Source organism: Pseudomonas sp. M2, assembly GCF_015751845.1.
GTDB classification, from domain to species: domain Bacteria; phylum Pseudomonadota; class Gammaproteobacteria; order Pseudomonadales; family Pseudomonadaceae; genus Aquipseudomonas; species Aquipseudomonas putida_E.
Genome location: NZ_JADOUD010000001.1, coordinates 3118429 through 3142034, shown reverse-complemented (window position 1 = coordinate 3142034; position 23606 = coordinate 3118429). Strand labels below are relative to the sequence as shown.

The window sequence follows — 23606 nt, the reverse complement described above, 5'->3', positions numbered from 1 at the left end:
GACTTATGCCTTCTACCCTGCTCGACCTCTGCGAGTTTCGCGAGGAAATCCGCAAAAGCCGCTTCATTACCCTCGCCGGCCCGATATCCAGTGCCGCCGAGGCGATGGGTTTCATTGAACGCCATAGCGACCCGGCTGCCACGCACAACTGCTGGGCCTGGAAGCTGGGCGGGCAATACCGCAGCAGCGATGACGGCGAACCCGGCGGCACGGCCGGCAGGCCAATCCTGGCTGCTATCGAAGCCCAGGACTGTGACCAGGTCGTGGTATTGGTGATCCGCTGGTACGGCGGCATCCAGCTAGGCACCGGCGGCCTGGCCCGGGCTTATGGTGGCGGTGCCAACAAGTGCCTGCAGCAGGCGCCGAAAAGGCTGCTGGTGCAACGCAGCGAGTACCGCTGCAGCTGCAGCTTCAGCGAACTGGCCCTGGTCAAACTGCGCCTGGCAGAAGTCGACGCGTTGGTGCTGGAAGAACGATTCACCGCCAACGGGGTGGATCTGCACATTGCGGTAGGCGAAGCACACATCGGCGCGCTGCAACAGCAACTGGCCGACCTCAGCCGCGGGCGCATCCTCTTGGAAGCCTGCTGACCTTTGCCCACAACAACTGTGGGCCTGCCTGTGGATAAGCTTGGGGCACTCTGATGCAGGCCACGCCCATCAAGGCCTGCAGAGCATTGAGCGTTTTTTGATCACTGCATGATGAAAAGCTCGACCCGCTGAGCTGTCAAGAGTTATCCCCAATCGTCAAGCGTATAACACTACGGCCGCTTGGTAGTTTGCACACATTAACTGTGGAATAGCCTGTGGATAACCCGTTAGCCAACAAGCGAAGCACCCGGGCGCACACAGCCAAACGCCGTTGCTCATTTCTTGACCAGTGTTGATGCGGCGCATGACGCCAGGCTGAAGTATGCTCAAATCCTTTTCTTCTACCGCGACAGGAATGCTCCTATGACCACTCCACGAACTGCCCTCATCATCGGCGCCTCCCGCGGGCTTGGCCTTGGCCTGGTGCAGCGCCTTCACGAAGATGGCTGGAACATTACAGCCACGGTGCGTGACCCGCAAAAAACCGGCGCACTCGGCGAAGTGCCTGGGGTGCGCGTCGAGCAGCTGGAAATGAACGACACCGCACAGCTCGATGGCCTGAAGCAGCGCCTGCATGGCGAAGTCTTCGACCTGGTGTTCATCAATGCCGGCGTCATGGGGCCGCTGCCGCAGGACCTGGAAACCGTGCAGCGCAATGAAATCGGCGACCTGTTCATGACCAACGCCGTGGCGCCGATCCGCGTCGCCCGACGCCTGGCCGGCCAGGTGCGTGAAGGCTCGGGCGTGTTGGCGTTCATGAGCTCGATCCTGGGTAGCGTGACCATCCCCGACGGTGGCGAGGTCTGCCTGTACAAGGCCAGCAAGGCCGCCCTGAACTCGATGATCAACAGCTTCGTGGTCGATCTGCAGCGACCTGACCTTTGCGTATTGGCCATGCATCCGGGTTGGGTAAAGACCGACATGGGTGGCGAGAACGCCGAAATCGACGTGCTCACCAGTACCCAAGGCATGCTCGAACAGATCAAGGCGCAAAGCGGCAACGGCGGGCTGCGCTTCATCAATTACAAGGGCGAATCGCTCGTCTGGTGAGTTGAACCTGATCAGTGGTTGAAACAATGCAAGGCCGGGCGCAATGCCCGGCCTTGCCCTGTAGAATGGCGGCAACCGTACCTGATTTGAGAACACCCACTATGTATGAATGGTTGAACGCCCTGCCCAAGGCTGAACTGCACCTGCACCTGGAAGGCTCACTGGAACCCGAGCTGCTGTTTGCCCTGGCCGAGCGCAACAAGATCGCCCTGCCCTGGAACGACGTCGAAGCCCTGCGTAGCGCTTACGCCTTCAACAATCTGCAGGAGTTCCTCGACCTTTATTACCAAGGTGCGGACGTGCTGCGCACCGAGCAGGACTTCTACGACCTGACCTGGGCCTACCTGCAGCGCTGCAAGGCGCAGAATGTCATCCACACCGAACCGTTCTTCGACCCGCAGACCCACACTGACCGCGGCATCCCGTTCGAAGTGGTGCTCAATGGTATCAACCAGGCACTCAAGGATGGTCGTGAGCAGCTGGGTATCAGCAGCGGCCTTATCCTGAGCTTCCTGCGCCACCTGAGCGAAGATGAAGCACAGAAAACCTTGGACCAGGCCCTACCCTTCCGCGACGCGTTCATCGCGGTAGGCCTGGACAGCTCCGAGAAAGGCCACCCGCCGAGCAAGTTCCAGCGCGTCTTCGACCGCGCCCGCAACGAAGGCTTCGAGGCCGTGGCCCACGCTGGCGAGGAAGGCCCACCCGAATACATCTGGGAAGCCCTCGACCTGCTCAAGATCAAGCGCATCGACCATGGCGTGCGCGCCATGGAAGACGAGCGCCTGATGCAACGCATCATCGACGAGCAGATCCCGCTCACCGTGTGCCCACTGTCCAATACCAAACTCTGTGTGTTCGACCACATGAGCCAGCACAACATCCTCGACATGCTCGAGCGCGGCGTGAAAGTGACCGTGAACTCGGATGACCCCGCCTACTTCGGCGGCTACGTCACCGAAAACTTCCATGCCTTGCACATTCACCTGGGCATGACCGAAGACCAGGCTCGCCGCCTCGCGCAGAACAGCCTGGACGCACGGTTGGTCTGACCGGACACGGCGTTGCAGTTACCCCACCTGCAACGTCGGAACGCGGGCAATGCGATTGATCTGCTGAATCCCCAGGGCCGAGATCTGCAATGCCCGCGTATTCTCGGCCTCACGTATCCATCCCGATTGCAGGAACAAGGTGAGCAAGGCCTGCCCCAGGCTACCGCCAAGATGAGGCCCCTGGTCGCTCCACTCATTACAGTGGCAGATCACGCAACCGCGCTGCTGCTGAGGTGCCAGTGCATCGATATAGACGCCAATGCTTGCCAACTGCGCCCGGCCCTTCTCACTGACCATCATCTGATGCACGCTGCCCTCCAGCCAGCCTGCTACCACCAATCGGTGATAGAGCTCACCGGCCAGCTCGCCGCCCAGGTGATCAGCGCAGCGACGCGCCCGGCGCATCGACATTGGCATCGGCAGCGGCTTGGCCTGCGCGCCTCTGTCATTACCCAGTTGCACACTGGCCAAGGCTTCTACGGCTGCGCCCACCTGGGGCGTCGCCAGCCGGAAGTAACGCTTGCGACCGCGCGCCTCAAGCCTGAGCAGGCCTGCCGAAGACAGCAATGACAAATGGGCGCAGGCCGAGGAGGAGGTCAACCCAGCCATCATCGCCAGCTCATCGGTCGGTCGCGGCGTGCCATCAATCAGCGCCCACAACATGGCGCTCCGCTTGGGGTCGGCCATCAGGCCGGCAATCTGACTGATACTGCTGACTGTATTCATGTCCCTTTAACTCCCTGCAAGATCACATCTGAATTCCAGTGGCCAACATTGGCAACGCCGATTGCCCCCTAGCTGCTACCGGCCTGGCACCGGGGTCAGTATAAGCCGCATGAAAGCCCGCTCTAGCAGCCGTGCAGACAGACCTGTGGGTCAAAGGGGGATGGGTAGGGCAACCCTTGATCGATTGAGATAGGCGAACGGGCCCCGCCTCAGTTTTAGGTGTCAGGCATCAGACCGCGAAATAAAAGGGAAGAAACAACGCACGAGGAAGAATGGCCCCGTGCGGGTAGCGACTCTGCCGACAGCGCCGTTCCATAAATAGCGCAAATAAAAGCGAAGGTTCGACACCCTCCAGAAATTGCATCTGGAAGCGTCTGACGCCCCTGCCGGAAAATGCCCTGACCGCCAGTCAGGACACCCATTCATGCCCTGGCACCACGTAACCGCAGCGCTACACTTGACCCGCTCTCCCCACCATTCGGAGGTATGCCGCGATGGAGATTATCGTCAGTGCGTCCAACCGCAACCCCAACTGCCCCTGGGAGGTCAGGCTCGACCAGCATGTGGTGAGCTTCCGCAGCGAAGCAGAAGCACGTGCCTTCGTCGTCACGCTGGAAGCCCGTTTGCGCGCGCCTCACCCGCTCAAGCCGGACGCGTGGCCTGCAAGCGCCGGGTCAACAGCGCAACACTGACCACCAGTGCCCCGCACAGGCTGATTACCAACGCCATGGGCACTGCACTGCCGTCATGCAGCAGGCTGACCAAAGCTGCCGCGCCTGCGGCGACGCTGAATTGCAGGCACCCCATCAAGGCCGAGGCGCTGCCGGCGCGTGCGCCCTGGCCGCTCATGGCGCACGCCGAAGCATTGGGGATGATGCAGCCCAGGCTGGCGATGCAGATGAACAGCGGCACCAGCAATGGCCATAGTTCAGCCGGGCGCAGCGCTGCTACAGCGAGCAACGCCAGGGCCGCGACCAGGTACAGCCAGACGGCACGCACCAGCAGGAAGGCCGGACCACGCTTAGCCAGCATGCGCGCGTTGATCTGCGCCACCAGGATGAAACCTGCCGCATTGGTACCGAACAGCCAGCCGTAGTGTTCGGCCGGCACACCGTAGAGCTTGATGAACACGAAAGGTGAACCCGCGATGTAGGCAAACATACCTGCGATGGCGATCCCCCCTGTAAGGGCATGGCCAAAGAACGTGCGGTCAGCCAACAACCGCACGTACTGGCGCAATGCGCCGGATAAAGGCTGGCGTGGCATATGCGCGGGTAAGCTCTCGGGCAACCCCAGGCCGACCGCCACCAGGCAAGCAGCGCTGAACAGGCTCAATGTCAGGAAAATCGACTGCCAACCAGCCAGGTTAACCAGTACGCCGCCGAGCATCGGCGCCAGAATGGGCGCCAACCCCATCACCAGCATCAGTTGTGAGAACACTTTGGCCGACGCCACCGGGTCGCACTTGTCGCTGACGATGGCCCGTGACAACACCATGCCGGCGCAGCCGCCCAACGCCTGGACGAAGCGTGCCAGGATCAGCGTGTCGAGGTTAGGCGCGTAGGCACAGGCCAGCGACGCCAGGGTAAACAGCGCTACGCCGAACAGCAGCGGTTTGCGCCGGCCAAAGCGGTCGGCCATCGGCCCATAGGCCAGTTGCCCCAGCGACAAGCCGAGGAAGTAGGCAGCCAGAGTGGTCTGGACATGTTTTTCGTCGGTGGCGAACGCCTGCGCCATGGCCGGGAAGGCGGGCAGGTAGAAGTCGATCGCCAGCGGCCCGAACGCACTGAGTGCGCCCAGGATAAGCACCATTCGCAGGTTCATCAGGAATCCATAGCAGGCTAAGCAAGTGCGTAAGTCTACCTGCAGTGGACAGTATCAGCATGAAAACATTTGCAACAAAACAGGGCCGCAAACACGGCCCCTTCCAACTCAAGCCACCTCAGCCTGGTAGCCCTCTTCACGAATCGCAGCCAGCAACTGCTCAGCACCCAGAGCGCTCTGCACACGCACCTGCTTGCCGGCCAGGTCGACCTCGACCTGGGCGTTTGCATCCTGTTCCTGCACCGCGCGGGTCACCGCCTTAACGCAGTGGCCACAAGTCATGCCTTGTACGTTGAACACTTGCATGGGTGTTGCCTCCTTCAGGGTTTAACTCAGTTTCAAGCTTGCCATCGGGGCAAGGTCAAGTTCTGCATCCAACGGCCGGGCTGGAAATCCGCACCAACCTCGGCCAAGCTGCGCCTTTGACGATTCGGCAAGCAGGAGATTCTTCATGTTCAGGACAGCACTGGGCGTTGTCGGGCTATTGGGCACGCTGGCCGCGGTGCCACCGGCAAGCGCCGAAGGCAACTCGGACTACAGCGTGCTGATCATTTCACGCGAACGCCTGGAAGTGGCCACCAGCTGCGAAATCGGTGTCTACCTCAACGACCAGCTTTCCGGGCGCGTGTTCCAGGAACAGTCGACCTCTTTCAACCTGCCGCCCGGCCCTGTTGACGTACGCTTGCGCCTGCTGCCGGGGCAGATGCCCGGCTGCGCGCCCGGCCTGGAAGACCAGCGCAGCACGCGACTGACCCTGCAGGCGGGCCAGATCAACAAGTACCGCATTGCCATGGGCCACAATGGGCTGGTATTGAGGCGAGCCAACCTGGACTATTGACCTTCCCCACATGGCAAGGTTGATGCTGGTGGCCTGTCCAAGGAGGAGAGCCATGCCCGCATCCACTGTATTCGACCTGCCGATCGCCGGCATGACCTGCGCCAGCTGTGCTGGCCGTGTCGAGCGCGCTTTGCGCAAGGTCAGCGGCGCTGAACAGGTCAGCGTCAACCTCGCCAACGAACAGGCCAGGGTCCAGGCCCCGGCCGGCAGCCTGCCCGCCCTGGTCGAGGCTGTGCGCGGCGCCGGATACGAGGTACCGACCCGCACCGTAGAGCTACAGATCGATGGCATGACCTGCGCCAGTTGCGTCGGCCGTGTCGAGCGCGCGCTCGGTAAACTACCGGGCGTTGAGCAGGTCAGTGTCAACCTTGCCAACGAACGTGCCCACCTTCAGGTGCTGCAGGGCGTTGATGACAACCTGCTGCTCGGCGCGGTCGAAAAGGCCGGCTACAGTGCCAGCCTGCCGCTGTCGGTCAACAATGACCAGGAAGCCGTCCAGCGCCGCCTGCGCAACGAACGTCTGGCCGTCGGCGCTGCCCTTTTGCTGGCCCTGCCCCTGGTGTTGCCGATGCTGCTTCAACCGTTTGGTCTGCACTGGATGCTGCCGGCCTGGGCGCAATTCGCGCTGGCCACCCCCGTGCAGTTCATCCTTGGCGCACGCTTTTATGTGGCGGCCTACAAGGCTGTGCGCGCCGGCACCGGCAACATGGACCTGCTGGTCGCGCTGGGCACCAGTGCCGGTTACGGTCTTAGCCTGTACCAATGGGCCAAGGCCTCTGCCGGGATGGCCCCGCACCTGTACTTCGAGGCATCGGCGGTGGTGATCGCCCTGGTGTTGCTGGGCAAGTACCTGGAAAGCCGGGCCAAACGCCAGACCGCCAGCGCCATACGGGCCCTCGAAGCGCTGCGCCCAGAGCATGCAGTGAGGGTGGTCAATGGCCATGAAGAAGACGTTGCAATTGCCCAATTGCGGCTCGGTGACCTGGTGCTGGTCAAGCCAGGGGAGCGCTTCCCGGTCGATGGTGAAGTGGAAGAAGGCAGCAGCCACGCCGACGAAGCCCTGATCAGCGGCGAGAGCCTGCCAGTGCCCAAGCAACCCGGCGATAGCGTTACCGGCGGCGCGATCAACGGCGAGGGCCGGCTGCTGGTGCGCACCAGGGCATTGGGCACAGAAACCGTGCTGGCCCGCATCATCCGCCTGGTCGAAGACGCCCAGGCGGCCAAGGCGCCCATCCAGAAACTGGTGGACCGGGTCAGCCAGATCTTCGTCCCGGCCGTGCTGGTCATCGCACTGCTGCCCCTGATCGGTTGGTCGCTGGCCGGCGCCCCCCTGGAGACCGCGCTGATCAATGCCGTCGCCGTGCTGGTGATTGCCTGCCCTTGCGCCCTTGGCCTGGCCACACCTGCAGCGATCATGGCGGGTACAGGCGTTGCCGCGCGCCACGGCATCCTGATCAAGGACGCCGAGGCGCTGGAGCGCGCACATGCGGTGAACCGCGTGGTGTTCGACAAAACCGGAACGCTCACCTCCGGCAGCCCGCGCGTTGTCCACAGCCAGGCCCTGGTCGGTGATAGTGCCGAGTTGCACCGCCTGGCGGGGGCCCTGCAACGTGGCAGCGAACACCCCTTGGCCAAGGCGGTACTCGACGCCTGCACCGAGCAAGGCCTAAAGGTTCCCACGGTAGCCGACAGCCAGTCGCTTACCGGCCGCGGCATCGCTGGCCGGGTGGAAGGCCGCGAACTGGCGCTGGGCAATCGGCGCCTGCTCGACGAGTGCAACCTGCAACCCGGCGCCCTCGCCACAGAAGCACAGGCCTGGGAAGCCGAAGGCCGTACCCTGTCCTGGCTGATTGAACGAGGCGCACAACCTCGCGTGCTGGGGCTGTTCGCCTTCGGCGACAGCATCAAGCCCGGTGCCGACCAGGCCATCGCAGCCCTGCGCAAGCGCCATATCAGCAGCCACCTGCTGACCGGTGACAATCGCGGCAGCGCCAAGGTGGTAGCCGATACCCTAGGCATCGATGACGTGCACGCCGAAGTGCTGCCAGCCGACAAGGCCGCCACGGTAGCCGAACTGAAAAAGCACGGTGTGGTGGCGATGGTCGGCGACGGTATCAACGATGCCCCAGCGCTTGCCGCCGCCGATATCGGCATCGCCATGGGCGGGGGCACCGACGTGGCCATGCAGGCAGCCGGCATCACACTGATGCGTGGCGACCCACGCCTGGTGCCTGCCGCCCTGGAAATCAGCCGCAAGACCTATGCGAAAATTCGCCAGAACCTGTTCTGGGCATTCATCTATAACCTCATCGGCATCCCACTGGCCGCACTGGGTTACCTGAACCCGGTACTGGCCGGTGCCGCCATGGCGCTGTCCAGCGTCAGCGTGGTGAGCAATGCCTTGTGGCTCAAGACCTGGAAACCCACCAGCACCTCGCAGGAGGCCCCATGAATATCGGCCAGGCCGCCCGCCGCAGCGGGCTCAGCACCAAGATGATCCGCTATTACGAAGCCATAGGCCTGCTCAAACCGGCCACCCGCAGCGACAGCGGCTACCGCCTGTACCAGCCAGAGGACCTGCACAGCCTGGCCTTCATCAAGCGCTCACGCGACCTGGGGTTTTCCCTGGAAGAGGTGGGCAAGCTGCTGACCCTGTGGCAGGACCGGCAACGCGCCAGCGCTGATGTGAAGGCTCTGGCTCTGCAACACATCGATGAACTGAACCGGCGCATTGAGGAGTTGGCCAGCCTGCGTGACACCTTGAGCGAACTGGTAGCCCACTGCAAAGGCAATGACCGGCCTGACTGCCCGATACTCAAAGATCTCGCAAAAGGGGGCGAGTGCTGTCACTGACGCATTTGGCCCCCACGCCCACACCCTTGGTATGCCATATTAGCCTGAAGCCGACCGAATAGTCGCCAAATGCGCCTAGGCCCAATAAATACGGGCATTTTCATTCAAAAAACCCCGGACGCTGCCGATACAGTTTCTACCTGCCTCGCGTGTCGAAAAAAATAAATTCCGGGAGCGTCGATGAACATCAAACAGAAACTGACCTGGGCATTCGCGGTCATCGCCGCACTGCCCATCGTCCTCGTAGCCACCTTGGTGGTCATCAACCTGCGCGGCGAAGCCCGCGAGGATTTTCTTGACGGCAGCAGCCGGGAAATCCGCCAGGTCAGTAACGCGATGAACCTGTTTTTCCAGGGCATCACCCAGAACGTCGACTACCTGGCCAGCCTCCCGCAGGTCACCGGTAGCAGCGACAACGTCAAGAAACACATAGGCGCCGACGCCGCGCAAATCACCCCGAGCGAACAGGACAAGACACTGTTCGAGCTGTTCACGCGCCTGGCCAAGAGCCACCCGGACTACGCCTACGTGTCCTATGGCCTGCAAGACGGCGGCTACGCCTTCTGGCCAGGCGACCCGAACATGAGCAACTATGACCCGCGCACCCGCCCCTGGTACCAGGCGGCCATGGCCAACCCTGGCAAGACCCTGCGCACCGCCCCTTACTACTGGGCCGGCGACGATGCCGTATTGGTCAGCACCGTGCGTACCGTTGCCAACCAGCTGGGCAGCCCCGGTGGCGTGGTCAACATCGACGTATCGCTCAAGGGCCTGACCGAGATCGTCCAGCAGATCAAGCTGGGCGAAAGCGGCTACCTGATCCTCATGGAAAACAACGGTAACGTGATGGTCGACCCGCGCGATGCCAGTCACAACTTCAAACAGCTGGCCAGCTTCGGCGACGGTTATGCCGAGCTGGCCAAGGCCGGCAAGGGTTTGGCTGAAGTCGACATTGGCGGCGTGCGCTACATGGCCAACGTCTACCCCGACGAAAAACTCGGCTGGACCTTCATAGGCCTGATCCAACAAAGCGAAGTGATGCAAACCACTACCCGCCTGACCTGGCTCATCGGCGGCGTCGCGCTGGTGCTGGCCGCGCTGTTCGCCGTGGTCGGTGCCACTTTCGCCAAACTCATCGTGCGCCCCATCAACAGTGTTTCCAGTGGCCTGGAAGACATCGCCCAGGGCGAAGGCGACCTGACCCGCAACCTGGAGGTGCGTGGGCGTGATGAAACCGCGCAACTGGCAGGCTGGTTCAACCAGTTCCTCAGTGCCATCCGCAGCCTGATCCAGCACATCGGCGCGGCGGCGAGCAAGATCCTCAGCACGTCCACCAGCTCTACTCAGGTCTCCAGCGACATGGCCGAGGCCGCCGGGCGCCAGCGCGAAGCGGTGGACATGGTGTCCACCGCATTCCACGAAATGGTCGCCACCGCCAACGAGGTTGCCCGCTCCTGCAGCCAGGCCGCGCAATCGGCCGACAGCGGCCAGCAACAGGCCCGCGAAGGCCAACAGCAGATCGATGCGGCCGTCAGCAGTGTCGACCGGCTGAGCCAGGAGATCGAGCAATCGGCGCAGTCGATTCAGCAGTTGGAGCGCGACAGCAATGCCATTCAGTCGATCCTCGGTACCATTCGCTCGATTGCCGAACAGACCAACCTGCTGGCGCTCAATGCTGCGATCGAAGCCGCCCGCGCCGGCGAACAGGGCCGTGGGTTTGCGGTAGTTGCCGACGAGGTCCGGGCGCTGGCCAAGCGCACCGCCGATTCCACTGCTGAAATCGACGGGCTGCTTGGCAACCTGGCCAGCCGTACCGCCGAAGTGGCCGAGCAGATGCATGCCAGCCTGGAAGTGTCGCAGCAGTCGGTCAGCCGCATTGGCCTGGCCCGCGACAGCTTTGGCCAGATACGCGAGTCGGTGGACATCATCCGCGACATGAACACGCAGATCGCCACCGCAGCGGAAGAACAGCACCAGGTTGCCGAAGACATCAACCGCCATATCAGCCAGATTCACGGTGATGCGCAGCTGGTGGCCGACCTGGCTCAGGCGGCGCGGCAGGACTCGGAAAGCCTGGCCGGGTTATCCAATGAGCTGGATTCGCTGGTACGACGCTTCCGTACCTGACCGGTTGTCTGCACCGGCCTCTTCGCGAGTTATCGGGAAGAGGCCGGTACCCCTGCTACAACGTCAACTCACCCGGTGTCGAGCCAAACAATTGCTTGAAGGCGGCGATATAGGCCGACGTCGAGTCATAGCCACAGCCCAGCGCCGCTTCGGTCACGCTCGCCCCCGTCTCCAGCAGCGCCAGCGACGACAATAGCCGCATGCGTTGACGCCAGTTGCGAAAACTCAACCCCGTCTCTCGCTGAAAAAGGCGCATGAGGGTCTTCTCCGAGCACTGCAGTTGGCGGGCCCACTGCTGCAGGGTCTGCACCTGATCCGGCGCGGCTATCAGGCTGTTGCACAGCGCCAGCAAGCCTGTATGCCGTGGCAGTGGCAGGGAAAACCCCACTTCAGGCAACGTACGAAGCTGGTCGAGCAGCACCGAGACCAAGCGGCCTTCCACGCTGTCGCCTTCGGGATAGTGCGGCGGGAACACGCAAAACTGCTTTATCAACTCACGCGCCAGCGGGGTCACTTCCAATACCCGGCACTGCGCCGAAGCCCACGGGCAAGCGTCGCGGCGAATGTACAGGCTGCGCATTTCCGCCCGCCCGGACGTCACCACTTCATGTTCGGCGTCGGCAGGGATCCACACGCCCCACTGCGGCGGCGCGAAATAGCTGCCATCACGCGTGTAGACACCCAGCACGCCGCTGATCGCATAGGAAAACTGCACCCAGTCGTGGCTGTGGCGGGTGGTCCAGGAGCCGGCCCCCAAGCTTTCAGCACGGGCATAGAGCGGCCTGGGCAAATGGACCAGGGCAGGGATGGCGCGGGGGTGTCCTATAATCGGCATGGTGAGTTCTTGTAGTTCTGACCAGACAAGCCTAACACCCGCCATCGCGACCCTGCAGCCCTTCAGGCAGTTACCGCTCGACGATCACTGTCACCCCTTGCCCGCCCGCCGCGCAGATCGAAATCAAGCCTCGCCCCTTCCCTGCCGTCGCCAGCAGTTTGGCGAGGTTTGCCAGGATCCGCCCCCCGGTCGCCGCAAACGGGTGCCCTGCCGCCAATGAGCTGCCTTTGACGTTGAGCTTGCTCCGATCGATCGCACCCAGGGGGGCATCCAGCCCCAGCCGCTCGCGGCAGAACTCGGCACTCTCCCAGGCCTTGAGCGTGCACAGCACCTGGGCAGCAAATGCCTCATGGATCTCGTAGTAATCGAAGTCTTGCAGGGTAAGGCCATTGCGCGCCAGAAGCCGCGGCACCGCATAGGCCGGCGCCATCAGCAGCCCTTCCTGGCCCTTGACGAAGTCCACCGCAGCAGTCTCGCCATCGACCAGATAGGCCAGCACCGGCAGGCCCTGTGCCTGCGCCCACTCCTCTGTGCCCAGCAGCACCAGCGACGCACCATCGGTCAGCGGTGTGGAATTGCCTGCTGTGAGTGTGCCCAAGCCACTGCGGTCGAACGCGGGCTTGAGCTTGCTCAACTGCGCAAGGGTCAAGTCCGGCCGCAGGTTGTTGTCGCGCGTAAGGCCCAGAAACGGTGTCAGCAGGTCATCCTGCCAACCCTCGGCGTAGGCCGCTGCCAGATGCTGATGGCTAAGCAGAGCCAGCTCATCCTGCTCGGCGCGACCGATCTGCCAGGCCTGGGCCATGCGCTCGCAGTGTTCGCCCATCGACAACCCGGTACGCGGCTCGCCATTGTGTGGCAGCTCGGGCTTGAGGTGGCCCGGGCGCAACTGTAGGAAGGGCTTCAAACGCTCGCCCAGAGTCCTGCCGCGGTTGGCCTGCAGCAAGATGCGCCGCAACCCCTCATTGACCCCGATCGGGGCATCGGATGTGGTGTCGACGCCACCGGCGATACCGCTGTCGATCTGCCCGAGGGCAATCTTGTTGGCCACCAGCAGGGCAGCCTCCAGCCCGGTACCGCAAGCCTGCTGAATATCGTAGGCCGGTGTCTGCGGCGACAGCCGCGAACCGAGCACGCATTCGCGGGTCAGGCTCATGTCGCGCGAATGCTTGAGCACCGCACCGGCCACTACTTCACCCAGGCGCAAACCGTGCAGGCGGTAGCGTTCTGTCAGGCCCTCCAGCGTGACCGTGAGCATCGCCTGGTTGCTGACAGTGGCGTAGGCACCGTTGGAGCGGGCGAAAGGGATTCGGTTGCCGCCCAGAATCGCGACCCGGCGAAGTGAACGCATGCGTAAATTCCTCCTGAAACAATTCGATCCGAACAGCCTAGGTGTTTTTGCCGCATTCGAACGACCTCTTCACAAAGTTGGTCCACACTTCAATGCTTGCCTTCAGGGAGACCCGCACATGAGCGACCGCTATCTCGGCTTTGCCAACTCCAACCTCGGCCGCCGCTTCGTCGATGCCCTCGGGCTGCCACGCCCGGCACCGCTGGAACGCTGGCAGGCCGGGCGCCTGCGCCCGGTGGAGGGCGCACTGGTCATCGGCGGTGGGCCTCTGGCAAATCAGGTCGAAGCTATCGCTCCACGCCTGACCGACGAATGCTACAGCTTCAATGGTGTAAGCCTGCAGGCTCCCGCCTGGGTGGCTGGCCTGGGGCCCAAGCTCAAGGCCGTGGTGTTCGATGCCAGTCATCTGTCCGACAGCGATGAGCTGAAGCAGTTGCGCGAATTCTTCCAGCCGTTGCTGCGCAGCCTGGCACCCTGCGCCCATGTGGTCATACTCGGGCGCGCACCGGAAGGCATCGACGACCCGCTGGCCAGCGTCGCCCAGCGTGCCCTGGAGGGTTTCAGCCGCTCGCTGGCCAAGGAATTGCGTAACGGTGCGACGGCGCAGCTGTTGTACGTGGATGAAGCTGCCGATGGCCAGCTCGAAGGCGCCTTGCGCTTCTTCCTGTCACCCAAGAGCGCATTCATTTCCGGCCAGGTGCTGCGTTTGCAGGCCTGTGCCAGCCAGGTCGAAGACTGGACGCGGCCGCTCGCCGGGCGCCGGGCATTGGTCACTGGCGCTGCACGCGGGATAGGCGCCGCCATTGCCGAAACCTTGGCACGTGATGGTGCCGAGGTGATGCTGCTGGACGTGCCGCAGGCCCAGCAAGATCTCGATGCCCTCGCTGCCCGCCTGGGCGGCAAGGCGCTGGGGCTGGACATCTGTGCCAGTGACGCAGCCGCGCAACTGCTCCAGGCCTTGCCTGATGGCATCGATATCGTCGTGCACAACGCCGGCATCACCCGGGACAAGACCCTCGCCAACATGACCCCCGATTACTGGGACGCCGTCATGGCGGTCAACCTCAAAGCACCCCAGGTACTGACCCAGGCGCTGTATGAAGGCGGCGCCCTGGGCGCAGATGCACGCATCACTCTGCTGGCCTCGGTCAGCGGCATCGCCGGCAACCGCGGCCAGGCCAACTATGCCGCAAGCAAGGCCGGGCTGATCGGTTTTGCCCAGGCCTGGGCACCCAAGCTCGCCGGCCAAGGTGGCAGCATCAATGCCGTGGCTCCCGGTTTTATCGAGACGCACATGACCGCCGCCATGCCCATGGGCCTGCGTGAAGCCGGGCGGCGCCTGAGCTCGCTGGGCCAGGGCGGGCGCCCGCAGGATGTCGCCGAGGCCATCGCCTGGCTCAGCCAGCCCGGTTCCGGCGCGGTGAATGGCCAAGCGCTGCGGGTCTGTGGCCAGGCATTGATGGGAGCTTGAGCATGAACCGGCACTGGCATGACCTGAACAGCCCCGACTCACGCGCAAGCCTTTATCTGCGCGCGGCCAGCAAACGCAAGATCAGCGGCCACGCCCTGCCAGCCGATGGCCTGCGCTGCTTCATCCCTATGCAGCCCGGCAATCTCGCGGCGTACCGCAATCTGTGCCACTTCACCGATGACGGCCGCTTGCCGGGCACCTACCCCCATATCATGGCGTTTAACCTGCAGTTGCAGTTGCTGACCGCCCACGGCTTCCCTTTCCCACTGCTGGGCCTGGTACACCTGCACAACCGCATCGAGGTGCTGCGCCCCCTGGGTGGTATCGACGGGCTGCACTTTGCGGTGTTTGCCGACAACCTGCAGCCACATGCCAAAGGCGGCACATTCGACCTGATCACCGAAGCCGAAGATGGCCTTGGCCTTTTGTGGCGCGAAACCAGCCGCATGCTGGTGCGCGGCTTGAAACTTGAAGGGCAGCCCGAAGAAAGCGAGGAAAGCGAACCGCAGCCTTTGCCTGAGACGACCCGCTGGTACGCCGACAGCGATATTGGCCGGCGCTACGCCAAAGTCTGTGGCGACTACAACCCGATTCATCTGAGCGCCACAAGTGCCCGGTTGTTTGGCTTCCCCAGGGCGATCGCCCATGGCATGTGGAGCAAGGCCATGGCGCTGGCAGCGCTGCGTGGGCACCTGCCAGGCAGCGGGTATGCCTTCGAAGTGGATTTCCGCAAGCCAGTGCGGTTGCCCTCGGAGGTGGTATTGAGTGCCAGCGCCGCCGGCCCTGCCGGTGAGCTGCGCCTGGATGGGCACGGTGAGCTGCTGCACATGGTCGGGCGCTGGGGTTCGCTCTGAAGGCCGCAGGCTGCTTTGGCCCCTTGAATCCTCTTGCTTTGCATTGGGGCTGCACGGAAGCTATGCGGCACTAGGAGAACCGCAATGAACCTGCAAGAACTCACTCAACGCCTGCACCAGATCCGTGACAACAACGACTGGCGCGGCTTCCACAGCCCGAAGAACCTGGCCATGGCCGCCAGCGTGGAAATGGCCGAGCTGGTGGAAATCTTCCAATGGCTCAGCGAAGACGAATCGCGCCAACTGCCTGCGGACAAGCTCGCCCACGCCGGCCAAGAGGTAGGTGACGTCATTCTCTACCTGCTGCTGCTGTGCAGCGAACTGGGCCTGGACATGGAGCAGGTGGTACGGGCCAAGCTGGCCGACACCGAAAGGCGCTTCGCCCGATGAACGACCGTCACTTCGATGAGCTGGCCACTCGCTTCGCCGAGAAGATCTACGGCGGCGCCAAAGGCGCGATCCGCCTGGCCGTGCTGCAGGCCGACCTGGCCGACGCCCTCCCCGACCGCCCGCTGCGGGTACTCGACATCGGAGCCGGGCTCGGCCACATGGCTTTATGGCTGGCCGAGCGCGGTCACCAACTGACCCTGGCCGAGCCGGCCGCACCCATGCTCGAAGGTGCCCGCACGCGCTTTGCCGATGCCGGCCAGACCGCCACGTTCATCCAGGCGCCATGGCAGGACCTGCTCGGTCAGCTCACCGAGCCCTACGATCTGGTGCTGTGCCACGCCGTGCTCGAATGGCTGGCCGAGCCAGAGAGCATCCTGCCAGTGCTGCACCAACTGACCGCACCTGGCGGGTGGTTGTCCCTGGCCTTCTACAACCGGGATGCGCTGGTTTATCGCAACCTGCTCAAGGGCCATTTCCGCAAGTTGCGCAGCAACCGCCTGGAAGGTGAAAAACAGAGCCTCACCCCGCAGAAACCGCTTGATCCACGTGAGCTCAAGGTGCAACTTGATCCTCTGTGGCAGGTCGAAACCGAGAGTGGCGTGCGAGTTTTCCACGACTACATGCCCAGGGAATTCCAGGCCAAGGCCGAGATGCTCGACCTGCTGGAAATGGAACTGGCCCACCGCCGCCACCCGAGCTTTGCCGGGCTTGGCCGCTACCTGCACTGGATGTGCCGCCCTCGCTGAACCACCCGCCAGGAGGATTTCATGCCGTACCGCCTGCTGTGCCTGGCCTTGCTCCCGCTTGCCCTCAGCGCCTGTCAGGGCAGCAACCCGTACGTTGCCAGCAGCCGCCCCTTGCCGCCGGCCCCCGCGCAGGCGGCCAGCACCTTCGACGCCAGTGCCTACCCGGCCCCACCGCGTGACTATGGCCGTTACCGCAGTTGGAGCTGGCGCGACGGCCAGTTGCCAAGCGGCACTGCTGACGCCGCCCCGGGGCAACTAGCCGATGCCGTCAGTGGCGCCCTCGACCAGCATGGACTGCGCCCGGCCAGGGGCGCGACCGGCGACTTGCTGGTCAGTGCCGACATGCGCCTGGAGCGGCGTTTGCGCCAGGTACGCGACTATGACTACTACGACCCCTACTACGGCCCGTCCCCCTACGGCGGTGTCGGTTTCGGCGGTTACCGCAACGGTTACGGCGCCTATGGCAGCGTGCCGATCGTACGCACTTACGAAGTTGAAGTGATGGTGGTGCGCATCGACCTGTTCGACGCCCGCAACGGCCAGCCGGTGTGGAGCGCGAGCGCTGAAAGCGGCGGTGACAAAAGCTCGCCGCGTGACCGCGAAAGCGCATTGCGCGAATCGGTACACAAGGCACTCAGCGGCTATCCTCCCAGTTAATGCCTAACGGAGAACCATCATGTTGCGTCGCTTCGTTCTACTGTCATTCGTGCTGTTGCTTGCCGCCTGCTCCAGCAACAACGTCCAGCAGGATTTCGACGCCAGCCGAGACTTTGCCGCGTACCGCAGCTGGGCATGGCAAGAGCCGGCCCTGCACTACCGCCCGGATGACCCGCGTATCAAGAGCGACCTCACCGAACAGCGGATCCGCCAGGCCGTCGCCGACCAGCTCGACCAGCGCGGCCTGCGCCCGGCACAAGGCAATGCCCAACCTGATGTCACTGTGCGTGCCTACCTGATCGTCGAACAACGCCAGCAGCAGATCACCACCAACTACGGTGGTGGCTGGGGTGGTTATTGGGGTGGCTATTGGGGCGGGCCGATGTACAACGAAACCCGTAGCGTCGATTACAAGGTAGCGACCATCCAGGTCGACATGTTCGATGGCCGCGACGGCAAGCTGGTCTGGCGCGGCAGTGCAGAGCAGATCATGAACAACTACCCGCCCAGCCCTGAGGAACGCAACAGCGCCATCCAGAAGACCGTTGGCCAGGTACTGGGCAATTACCCGCCAGGCAGGGCCAGATGAGCATGGCATAGCCCGTTCGTCAGATCGCGTCTACCCTGTTGATAAACCTGCTGAACGGGTAGACGTGTTCAACGAATAAGGATCGACCTGCCAATGCAAAGCATTGTTCTGCTGATGTGGCTTGCCTTGTGCACTGAACAGGATATTCGCGAACGCCAGATCGCCGATGTCCTGACCTTGGGCGTAGCAGCCTGTGCGCTGATCTGGCTGTTCTTCACCGGCCACACCTGGATTGGCGCCGACGCCAGCGATGCCGGCTGGGCATTGGCCATCGTCATGCTATTGACCTTGCCCGGCTACATGCTCGGCCACTTCGGCGCTGACGACGTCAAGCTGATGGGCGCACTGGCGTTGGCGACCAGTCATCAGTATGTGCTGGGGACCTTTATCGGTGCCGGCGTCAGCGTGTTGGTGTGGCTGGTGACTCGCCGCCGCCTGTGGACCCTGTTCAACCCCAAGGTAAAGAAGCGGCTGCAGGCGCTCACCGAACAAATGGGCGACAAACAAGCCTTCGTGCCTTATGTGCTGGCCGGCTTTCTGCTCACAGCGGTATGGATCCAATAATCAGTCCCGTTGTCCGATAACTTGTACATGCGTTGTACAGGTTCGCAAGCAGCGTCTATGGTTAAGCTGCCAGAGCGTCTGGCCCGGGAGCAGGGCCGCTTAGGAACAGGGAGTTGATCGTGAACAAGTCATTCAGCGAGGTGAAGGTTCTGGTGGTCGATGACCAGCCCCTGATCGTCGAACAGTTGTGTGAGTATCTCGAAAATCAGGGCCACCATTGCGTGGCCGCGCATTCAACAGACGAAGCCATCGAGCGCTATGTGGCAGATGAATCCATTGGCCTGGTGCTGTGCGACCTGCACATGCCCGAGCGCGATGGCATTGAACTGGTGAGGGCGTTGAAGGAAATTGCCGGGCGCCAGCGCGTGTTCGAAGCGATCATGCTCACTGGCCGGGCCGACAAGCAGGACGTGATTCGTGCGCTGCGCGAAGGCTTCGCTGATTACTACCAGAAACCCGTTGACCTCGACGAACTGCTGGAAGGCGTGCGTCGCCAGGAGCAGGTTTTGCTGGAGCGCAAATCCAACTTCCAGAACCTGGGCAGTCTCAACAAACGGTTGCAAGACCTGGCGGGCTGCATCGATGAGCTTTACCAGGACCTGGAGAAAGCGCGGGGCCAGGGCGTCCACCGCCGCGCCAGCGATGTCGAAGAGGGCGAGAGCGATCTGCCCGCCGCGTTCGAGAAGCTCTCACCACGCCAGCTGGAAGTGGCCCGGCTGGTGAGCAAAGGCAAGACCAACTACCAGATTGCCTGCGAGCTCGGGATCACCGAAAACACCGTGAAACTGTACGTTTCGCAGGTGTTGCGACTGACCCATATGCACAACCGCACGCAACTGGCGCTTGCGTTGACACCCAGTTCGTCGCCGGTGCACCAGCGGTTCACCACCCATTGAGTGAAACGGTCTTCACAGGCCCTGTCACCGGCAGCCGCCGATAGGGCCTGAAGACCCGACGCTCAATCCAGCTGATAGCTGACGCTCAGCATCAGCCGAGGCCGGCGGTTCAGGCTGTCCAGTGCCACATCCGCCAGCGGCTTGGCCACCTCCAGCGCCACATTGCCATATCGCCCGCCTGCCAGGCGAACGCCCAGCGCTGCCGAACTAAGGTGCGCATCCTCGAAAGGCCCGCCGTTGTACCAGGCGTGCGCCGCATCGAGCACCGCATAGGGCTGCACCCGTTGCAACCAGGCACGGCCAGCCATAATGCTGTAGTTGAGCTCGTAAGCCACACCCCAGCCCTTGTCACCTGAGGCCTGGTCGCTCGGGTAGCCGCGGCCGAAACGCTGCCCGCCAAACACCGCTCGCTCACTGTCGGGCAGCCTGTAGTCACTCCAGTGCACTGCGGCCGACACGACGCCCTGCCACTGTTCAGACAGTTGGTCGCTCTGCAGCCCGGCGATCCGAAAGCGCAGAAAGTCCATGTCGTAGTCCGCATCGCTACGCGCCCCCAGATAATCCATACCCTGATAGACCCCGGCGCTGGCGATGCGCAGGCGACCGGGATCTGCCTTGCGCCAGTCGCCTTCGAATGACAGCGCGCGAACATAGGTGTCGTACTCGGGTAAGCCGCCCGCCCGATACTCAATGTGCTCGCCGACCGAATAAAAACGCCCGGCCACGTTCACCCATTCGTTCGGTGCAATCATCAGGGGCTGGCCGAGGCCAATAGAATAACGCTCGCTCTCAAGGCGCTGATTGATGTCGGCACCGCCATCCAGCCGGACACGAGTACGCGGCTCACTGCGGTACCGTGCAGCGCCTAGCAGCAATTGGTTGCCGTGAGCGTCCAGAGGCTGGCTGTAATCCAGGCGCTGGTAATCAACGTGTTCGTCACCGGCCGGCAGCAGAAAGCTCGCAGTCAGTTGCTCGGCAAAGCGTGTCTGGCCATTGCTGGAGATTTTGAACAGCGCCTGCAGGTCCCCGCGGCTGCCGTCACTCAGGGTCACGCCAGCATCAACTGGCCTGCGCCACGCACGTATTTTCAGACGGTTCGCGTCTTCAGGGGCGGGCCCCACCGCCACTTCAGCCTTCACATTGATACCCGGTAGCCGCTGCACCGCGCCGACATAGCGCTCGAGCGTTTCCTGGGTCAGTGGCCGCTCGGCCAGCAGGCGTCCTGTCACCTGCTTGAGGTAGAGCGCGGGCGGGCCGATATCACCCAGCAGTTCATAGCCCTGGATGTACCCTTCCACCAGCACCACATGCACACGGCCATCGGCAAAGTCCTGAGGTGGCAGGTAGGCATACGACAGCGGGTAGCCATCATGCTGGTAACGCTGGGTCAGTCGCTCAGTGAATTGCTGCAGATCACCCAAGGAGATCTCGTGCCCAATCAATGCTTGATAGTGCTCACGCAATTCACTCAGCGGGTAAACCGTACCGCCCTCGAAGCGCACCTTGTGCAGTACGAATCGGGCATCTGACGGCAAGCTCTCGGGTGCAGCAGGTAACACGACATGCAGCGCCGGGGTAACGGGGCGATAGGTATCTACCGGCAGGTTGGCGGTGGGCAGGCGGCGCTCGTATTCATGGGTATCGAGAAAAGCCGGCAACGGCTCGGCAAGGGCCAGGCTGGCCCAGGTCAGCAGTAACAGGGGCACGACCGCAAGACGCATAGGACGCTCCACGATCCCTTGGGCGCCGGGGCGTCGGCCGGCCACACCCATCACCAGCAAGCGTAGGTGCTGCCCCGGCAAACGTCGAACGGCTAATCGCTGACCTGGAACGCCACCCGCGCGGTTTCACCGCTCTCATCGAGTGCGCTGAGCTCGATCTGCCCGGCCTGCTCAAAGCGCACCCGCATGCTGCCCTGGCCCTCGGTCTGGCCAAGGGGCTGGCCGTTGAGGAACCACCAGCGCCGCCCACCCCCACCCAGGGCCGAAACCTGCAGTTGCAACGGCTCGCTGCTGGTGGCCGGGCGGCGCAGGTTGTCGCCTGGGCGTACACCGACGATAGACAGGGGCGGTGCCGTGGCAGGTACCTGCGGCGGGCAGCTTGGGTCCACCGCCGGCAGCCGCGCCGCACGCCGCTCGACCCGCGCCAGCCAAGGCTCGAGCGGGGCCGGCCAAAGGGCGACATCACGCGCGTGGGCACCTGGGCACGAGCCATCCACCCGCAGCCCCCGCGCGTTGACCCAGACCTGCTCACGCAAACCCAGCCCAAGCGGTTGATCGGCTGCCTGCAGGGTCGGCGGGGTGGTGCCGTCGAGTGTCCAGGCAAAGCGCTGGCGCCTGCAGTTGGGGTCTTGCCGGTTCATGGGCTGGCCCAGCGGCCAGCAGATCGCGGCCACGCCAATGCTGGCGGGCACCTGTTCGACCGGCACGCCAAGGCCCCGCTGGCTGTCACGGTTGGTCAGCAGGTCGTGAATCTGCAGCATCAGCGGCGCCGCCGAAGCCAGGCCGAACTGGCCGGGCACTGGGGTGCCGTCGGGCCGGCCAATCCACACGCCAATCAGATAACGCGGCCCGACGCCGATCGACCAGGCATCACGAAAGCCATAGCTGGTACCCGTTTTCCAGGCCAAATGCGGGCGTTGCACCAACTGCGCGTGCGGGTCACGGTCCGGCCGCGCCTGGCCGCTGAGAATACGCCGGATGATCCACGCCGCCCCCGGTGACAGCAGACGCCGCTCCAGCAGCGGATCCTGCGGTTGCAGACGCACCCGCGCACGGTTGCCGCCACGGGCCAATGCCGCATAACCACCCACCAGCTCCTCCAGGCGGCTGCCTGCGCCACCGAGGATCAACGACAGATTAGGCTCGGCCAATGGCGGCAGCGCCAGCGGCATGCCGGCCATGCGCAGTTGCGCAGCAAAGCGCTTGGGCCCATACGCTTCGAGCAACTGCACCGCCGGCAGGTTGAGCGACAAGGCCAGCGCCGAACTGGCCGAGACCGGGCCGCTGAAACCCATCGAGAAGTTGCCAGGCCGGTAATCGCCATAGCGGCGCGGTACATCCTGCAGCAGCGATTCGGAATGGATCAGGCCGTCGTCCAGGGCCATGCCATAGAGGAACGGCTTGAGGGTCGAGCCCGGTGAACGCAGCGAGTGGACCATGTCGACGTGGCCGAAACGGCGCTCATCGGCAAGGTCGATCGAACCCAGGTAGGCACGCACGGCCATGCTCTGCGCATCCACCACCAGCACGGCCGCGGAGGTACGTTCCGGCAAGCGGGCACGCCAGCCCAGCAGCAGGTCCTCGAGGCGCCGCTGCAACGAGGCATCGAGCGTGGTGCGGATCAACGGCGGGCTGCCGGGAGTGTTCAGGCGGCGCGCCAGCAGCGGTGCCAAGGCTGGCTCCTTACGCGGGGCCAGCAATAACGGCTCTTCGGCAGCTTCCTTGATCTGCCAGGCAGGCCACACCTGATACTCGTCCAGGCGCTGCAGCACCTTGTCCCGCGCACGCTGGGCGCGTGCGGGGTGACGGTCCGGGCGCAACCGGCTGGGTGCCTGGGGCAGCACTGCCAGCAGCGCCGCTTCGGCAGGCGTGAGGTGCATCGGCGATTTGCCGAGGTAGGCCCAACTGGCCGCCGCCACGCCCTGCAAGGTGCCACCGAAGGGTGCGCGATTGAGGTAGATCTGCAGAATCTCGTGCTTGGACAGGTGCCATTCCAGCTGCGCCGTACGCCACAGTTGCCGCAGCTTGCCTGCCAGCGTGCGTTCGTGCGGGTCGAGTAAACGCGCCACCTGCATCGACAGCGTGCTGCCACCTGAAACAACCCGCCCGCCGCGCACGTTCAGCCATGCCGCGCGCACCAGCGCCAGCGGGTTGACCCCTGGGTGGTGGTAGAACCAGCGGTCCTCATAGGTCAGCAGCGCCTGCAGGTACAAAGGCGAAACCTCTTTGGGGCTGACCGGGTAGCGCCACACGCCCTCGGCATCGGCGAAGCGCCACAAGGGCGTGCCGTCTTCGGCCAGCACGACCCGCGCCAGATCATCTGCCGGCATGGGCAATGGCCAGATACGGTCAGCCAGCCACAACAGGCCGGCGATGCCCACCAGCGCCACCACGCTGGCGCGCAGGATCCTTGCCGCACGCGTGCGCGGTCGCGCTAAGCTAGGCATCGGGAACCGACCGGGCCAGGTAATGGCCAAA

23 protein-coding genes are annotated in these 23606 nt (G+C 63.6%); 16 read left to right on the top strand and 7 right to left on the bottom strand.

Annotation, left to right across the window (positions count from 1 at the left end; translation table 11 throughout):
- Positions 1-5: 5 nt before the first annotated feature.
- The 3 genes from IWW33_RS14570 to IWW33_RS14560 all read left to right on the top strand — a co-directional run bounded on the left by IWW33_RS14570 (position 6) and on the right by IWW33_RS14560 (position 2689).
- The gene (locus IWW33_RS14570) at positions 6-590 is read left to right on the top strand and encodes a YigZ family protein (RefSeq protein ID WP_119687807.1); all 585 of its coding nucleotides are present in this window, start codon (positions 6-8) and stop codon (positions 588-590) included.
- A 363-nt stretch (positions 591-953) separates the two neighbouring features.
- Positions 954-1640, top strand: coding sequence for an SDR family oxidoreductase (locus tag IWW33_RS14565; RefSeq protein ID WP_196914291.1), 687 nt, complete (start codon positions 954-956; stop codon positions 1638-1640).
- Between the two features lie 101 nt (positions 1641-1741).
- Positions 1742-2689, top strand: a complete 948-nt coding sequence (locus IWW33_RS14560; RefSeq protein ID WP_174142004.1) for an adenosine deaminase — start codon at positions 1742-1744, stop codon at positions 2687-2689.
- A gap of 18 nt (positions 2690-2707) precedes the next feature.
- Here IWW33_RS14560 and IWW33_RS14555 read toward each other — a convergent pair whose 3' ends face one another.
- Positions 2708-3415, bottom strand: coding sequence for a helix-turn-helix transcriptional regulator (locus IWW33_RS14555; RefSeq protein WP_046787867.1), 708 nt, complete (start codon positions 3413-3415; stop codon positions 2708-2710).
- Between the two features lie 494 nt (positions 3416-3909).
- On the opposite strand from IWW33_RS14555, the gene IWW33_RS14550 reads away from it, so the two are divergent.
- On the top strand, positions 3910-4107 hold the full coding sequence (locus IWW33_RS14550; protein WP_080952191.1) for a hypothetical protein: 198 nt from the start codon (positions 3910-3912) through the stop codon (positions 4105-4107).
- Here IWW33_RS14550 and IWW33_RS14545 read toward each other — a convergent pair.
- Both IWW33_RS14545 and IWW33_RS14540 read right to left on the bottom strand, forming a co-directional pair.
- Positions 4058-5239: a multidrug effflux MFS transporter gene (locus IWW33_RS14545; RefSeq protein WP_115273815.1), complete on the bottom strand. Its 1182-nt coding sequence runs from the start codon at positions 5237-5239 to the stop codon at positions 4058-4060. The genes IWW33_RS14550 and IWW33_RS14545 overlap by 50 nt on opposite strands.
- Before the next feature lie 108 nt (positions 5240-5347).
- The gene (locus IWW33_RS14540; protein ID WP_046787865.1) at positions 5348-5545 is read right to left on the bottom strand and encodes a cation transporter; all 198 of its coding nucleotides are present in this window, start codon (positions 5543-5545) and stop codon (positions 5348-5350) included.
- Between the two features lie 145 nt (positions 5546-5690).
- On the opposite strand from IWW33_RS14540, the gene IWW33_RS14535 reads away from it, so the two are divergent.
- The 4 genes from IWW33_RS14535 to IWW33_RS14520 all read left to right on the top strand — a co-directional run bounded on the left by IWW33_RS14535 (position 5691) and on the right by IWW33_RS14520 (position 11057).
- Positions 5691-6077, top strand: coding sequence for a hypothetical protein (locus tag IWW33_RS14535; RefSeq protein ID WP_046787864.1), 387 nt, complete (start codon positions 5691-5693; stop codon positions 6075-6077).
- A 52-nt stretch (positions 6078-6129) separates the two neighbouring features.
- Positions 6130-8529, top strand: coding sequence for a heavy metal translocating P-type ATPase (locus tag IWW33_RS14530; RefSeq protein WP_196914290.1), 2400 nt, complete (start codon positions 6130-6132; stop codon positions 8527-8529).
- Positions 8526-8930, top strand: coding sequence for a Cu(I)-responsive transcriptional regulator (cueR, locus tag IWW33_RS14525; RefSeq protein ID WP_174142006.1), 405 nt, complete (start codon positions 8526-8528; stop codon positions 8928-8930). Before IWW33_RS14530 ends, cueR begins: the two co-directional genes overlap by 4 nt.
- 180 nt (positions 8931-9110) lie before the next feature.
- On the top strand, positions 9111-11057 hold the full coding sequence (locus tag IWW33_RS14520; RefSeq protein ID WP_119687811.1) for a methyl-accepting chemotaxis protein: 1947 nt from the start codon (positions 9111-9113) through the stop codon (positions 11055-11057).
- A 55-nt stretch (positions 11058-11112) separates the two neighbouring features.
- Here IWW33_RS14520 and IWW33_RS14515 read toward each other — a convergent pair whose 3' ends face one another.
- A complete protein-coding gene (locus tag IWW33_RS14515; protein WP_046787860.1) occupies positions 11113-11892 on the bottom strand; it encodes a helix-turn-helix transcriptional regulator in 780 nt (259 codons plus the stop codon).
- Between the two features lie 70 nt (positions 11893-11962).
- The gene (locus tag IWW33_RS14510; RefSeq protein ID WP_174142007.1) at positions 11963-13240 is read right to left on the bottom strand and encodes an acetyl-CoA C-acetyltransferase; all 1278 of its coding nucleotides are present in this window, start codon (positions 13238-13240) and stop codon (positions 11963-11965) included.
- Positions 13241-13358: 118 nt separating this feature from the next.
- On the opposite strand from IWW33_RS14510, the gene IWW33_RS14505 reads away from it, so the two are divergent.
- From IWW33_RS14505 to IWW33_RS14470, 8 genes are all read left to right on the top strand, one after another.
- Positions 13359-14711 (top strand): 3-oxoacyl-ACP reductase, encoded by a 1353-nt coding sequence (locus tag IWW33_RS14505; RefSeq protein ID WP_046787858.1) that lies wholly within the window; start codon positions 13359-13361, stop codon positions 14709-14711.
- Positions 14712-14713: 2 nt separating this feature from the next.
- Positions 14714-15565 (top strand): MaoC/PaaZ C-terminal domain-containing protein, encoded by an 852-nt coding sequence (locus IWW33_RS14500; RefSeq protein ID WP_115273811.1) that lies wholly within the window; start codon positions 14714-14716, stop codon positions 15563-15565.
- 84 nt (positions 15566-15649) lie between these two features.
- Positions 15650-15955 carry a MazG-like family protein gene (locus tag IWW33_RS14495; RefSeq protein ID WP_012316385.1) on the top strand — a complete coding sequence of 102 codons (306 nt, stop codon included), beginning with the start codon at positions 15650-15652 and terminating at the stop codon, positions 15953-15955.
- On the top strand, positions 15952-16701 hold the full coding sequence (locus tag IWW33_RS14490; protein WP_012316386.1) for a methyltransferase domain-containing protein: 750 nt from the start codon (positions 15952-15954) through the stop codon (positions 16699-16701). Before IWW33_RS14495 ends, IWW33_RS14490 begins: the two co-directional genes overlap by 4 nt.
- Positions 16702-16722: 21 nt before the next feature.
- On the top strand, positions 16723-17358 hold the full coding sequence (locus tag IWW33_RS14485; protein ID WP_174142008.1) for a DUF4136 domain-containing protein: 636 nt from the start codon (positions 16723-16725) through the stop codon (positions 17356-17358).
- Between the two features lie 19 nt (positions 17359-17377).
- Positions 17378-17947 carry a DUF4136 domain-containing protein gene (locus IWW33_RS14480; protein ID WP_174142009.1) on the top strand — a complete coding sequence of 190 codons (570 nt, stop codon included), beginning with the start codon at positions 17378-17380 and terminating at the stop codon, positions 17945-17947.
- A 93-nt stretch (positions 17948-18040) separates the two neighbouring features.
- Positions 18041-18511 carry an A24 family peptidase gene (locus tag IWW33_RS14475; protein WP_174142010.1) on the top strand — a complete coding sequence of 157 codons (471 nt, stop codon included), beginning with the start codon at positions 18041-18043 and terminating at the stop codon, positions 18509-18511.
- A 119-nt stretch (positions 18512-18630) separates the two neighbouring features.
- Complete coding sequence (locus tag IWW33_RS14470; RefSeq protein ID WP_046787882.1) at positions 18631-19407, top strand: response regulator transcription factor; 777 nt, start codon at positions 18631-18633, stop codon at positions 19405-19407.
- Positions 19408-19469: 62 nt separating this feature from the next.
- Here IWW33_RS14470 and IWW33_RS14465 read toward each other — a convergent pair whose 3' ends face one another.
- Both IWW33_RS14465 and pbpC read right to left on the bottom strand, forming a co-directional pair.
- Complete coding sequence (locus IWW33_RS14465) at positions 19470-21128, bottom strand: ShlB/FhaC/HecB family hemolysin secretion/activation protein (RefSeq protein WP_174142011.1); 1659 nt, start codon at positions 21126-21128, stop codon at positions 19470-19472.
- A gap of 92 nt (positions 21129-21220) precedes the next feature.
- Positions 21221-23575, bottom strand: coding sequence for a peptidoglycan glycosyltransferase PbpC (gene pbpC, locus IWW33_RS14460; protein ID WP_174142012.1), 2355 nt, complete (start codon positions 23573-23575; stop codon positions 21221-21223).
- Positions 23576-23606 lie beyond the last annotated feature (31 nt).

What these genes read in the sequence shown, in the direction of transcription:
- IWW33_RS14570 (WP_119687807.1), top strand. Translation starts at nt 6, where the DNA reads ATGCCTTCTACCCTGCTCGACCTCTGCGAGTTTCGCGAGGAAATCCGC.
- IWW33_RS14565 (WP_196914291.1), top strand. Translation starts at nt 954, where the DNA reads ATGACCACTCCACGAACTGCCCTCATCATCGGCGCCTCCCGCGGGCTT.
- IWW33_RS14560 (WP_174142004.1), top strand. Translation starts at nt 1,742, where the DNA reads ATGTATGAATGGTTGAACGCCCTGCCCAAGGCTGAACTGCACCTGCAC.
- IWW33_RS14555 (WP_046787867.1), bottom strand. Translation starts at nt 3,415, where the DNA reads ATGAATACAGTCAGCAGTATCAGTCAGATTGCCGGCCTGATGGCCGAC.
- IWW33_RS14550 (WP_080952191.1), top strand. Translation starts at nt 3,910, where the DNA reads ATGGAGATTATCGTCAGTGCGTCCAACCGCAACCCCAACTGCCCCTGG.
- IWW33_RS14545 (WP_115273815.1), bottom strand. Translation starts at nt 5,239, where the DNA reads ATGAACCTGCGAATGGTGCTTATCCTGGGCGCACTCAGTGCGTTCGGG.
- IWW33_RS14540 (WP_046787865.1), bottom strand. Translation starts at nt 5,545, where the DNA reads ATGCAAGTGTTCAACGTACAAGGCATGACTTGTGGCCACTGCGTTAAG.
- IWW33_RS14535 (WP_046787864.1), top strand. Translation starts at nt 5,691, where the DNA reads ATGTTCAGGACAGCACTGGGCGTTGTCGGGCTATTGGGCACGCTGGCC.
- IWW33_RS14530 (WP_196914290.1), top strand. Translation starts at nt 6,130, where the DNA reads ATGCCCGCATCCACTGTATTCGACCTGCCGATCGCCGGCATGACCTGC.
- cueR (WP_174142006.1), top strand. Translation starts at nt 8,526, where the DNA reads ATGAATATCGGCCAGGCCGCCCGCCGCAGCGGGCTCAGCACCAAGATG.
- IWW33_RS14520 (WP_119687811.1), top strand. Translation starts at nt 9,111, where the DNA reads ATGAACATCAAACAGAAACTGACCTGGGCATTCGCGGTCATCGCCGCA.
- IWW33_RS14515 (WP_046787860.1), bottom strand. Translation starts at nt 11,892, where the DNA reads ATGCCGATTATAGGACACCCCCGCGCCATCCCTGCCCTGGTCCATTTG.
- IWW33_RS14510 (WP_174142007.1), bottom strand. Translation starts at nt 13,240, where the DNA reads ATGCGTTCACTTCGCCGGGTCGCGATTCTGGGCGGCAACCGAATCCCT.
- IWW33_RS14505 (WP_046787858.1), top strand. Translation starts at nt 13,359, where the DNA reads ATGAGCGACCGCTATCTCGGCTTTGCCAACTCCAACCTCGGCCGCCGC.
- IWW33_RS14500 (WP_115273811.1), top strand. Translation starts at nt 14,714, where the DNA reads ATGAACCGGCACTGGCATGACCTGAACAGCCCCGACTCACGCGCAAGC.
- IWW33_RS14495 (WP_012316385.1), top strand. Translation starts at nt 15,650, where the DNA reads ATGAACCTGCAAGAACTCACTCAACGCCTGCACCAGATCCGTGACAAC.
- IWW33_RS14490 (WP_012316386.1), top strand. Translation starts at nt 15,952, where the DNA reads ATGAACGACCGTCACTTCGATGAGCTGGCCACTCGCTTCGCCGAGAAG.
- IWW33_RS14485 (WP_174142008.1), top strand. Translation starts at nt 16,723, where the DNA reads ATGCCGTACCGCCTGCTGTGCCTGGCCTTGCTCCCGCTTGCCCTCAGC.
- IWW33_RS14480 (WP_174142009.1), top strand. Translation starts at nt 17,378, where the DNA reads ATGTTGCGTCGCTTCGTTCTACTGTCATTCGTGCTGTTGCTTGCCGCC.
- IWW33_RS14475 (WP_174142010.1), top strand. Translation starts at nt 18,041, where the DNA reads ATGCAAAGCATTGTTCTGCTGATGTGGCTTGCCTTGTGCACTGAACAG.
- IWW33_RS14465 (WP_174142011.1), bottom strand. Translation starts at nt 21,128, where the DNA reads ATGCGTCTTGCGGTCGTGCCCCTGTTACTGCTGACCTGGGCCAGCCTG.
- pbpC (WP_174142012.1), bottom strand. Translation starts at nt 23,575, where the DNA reads ATGCCTAGCTTAGCGCGACCGCGCACGCGTGCGGCAAGGATCCTGCGC.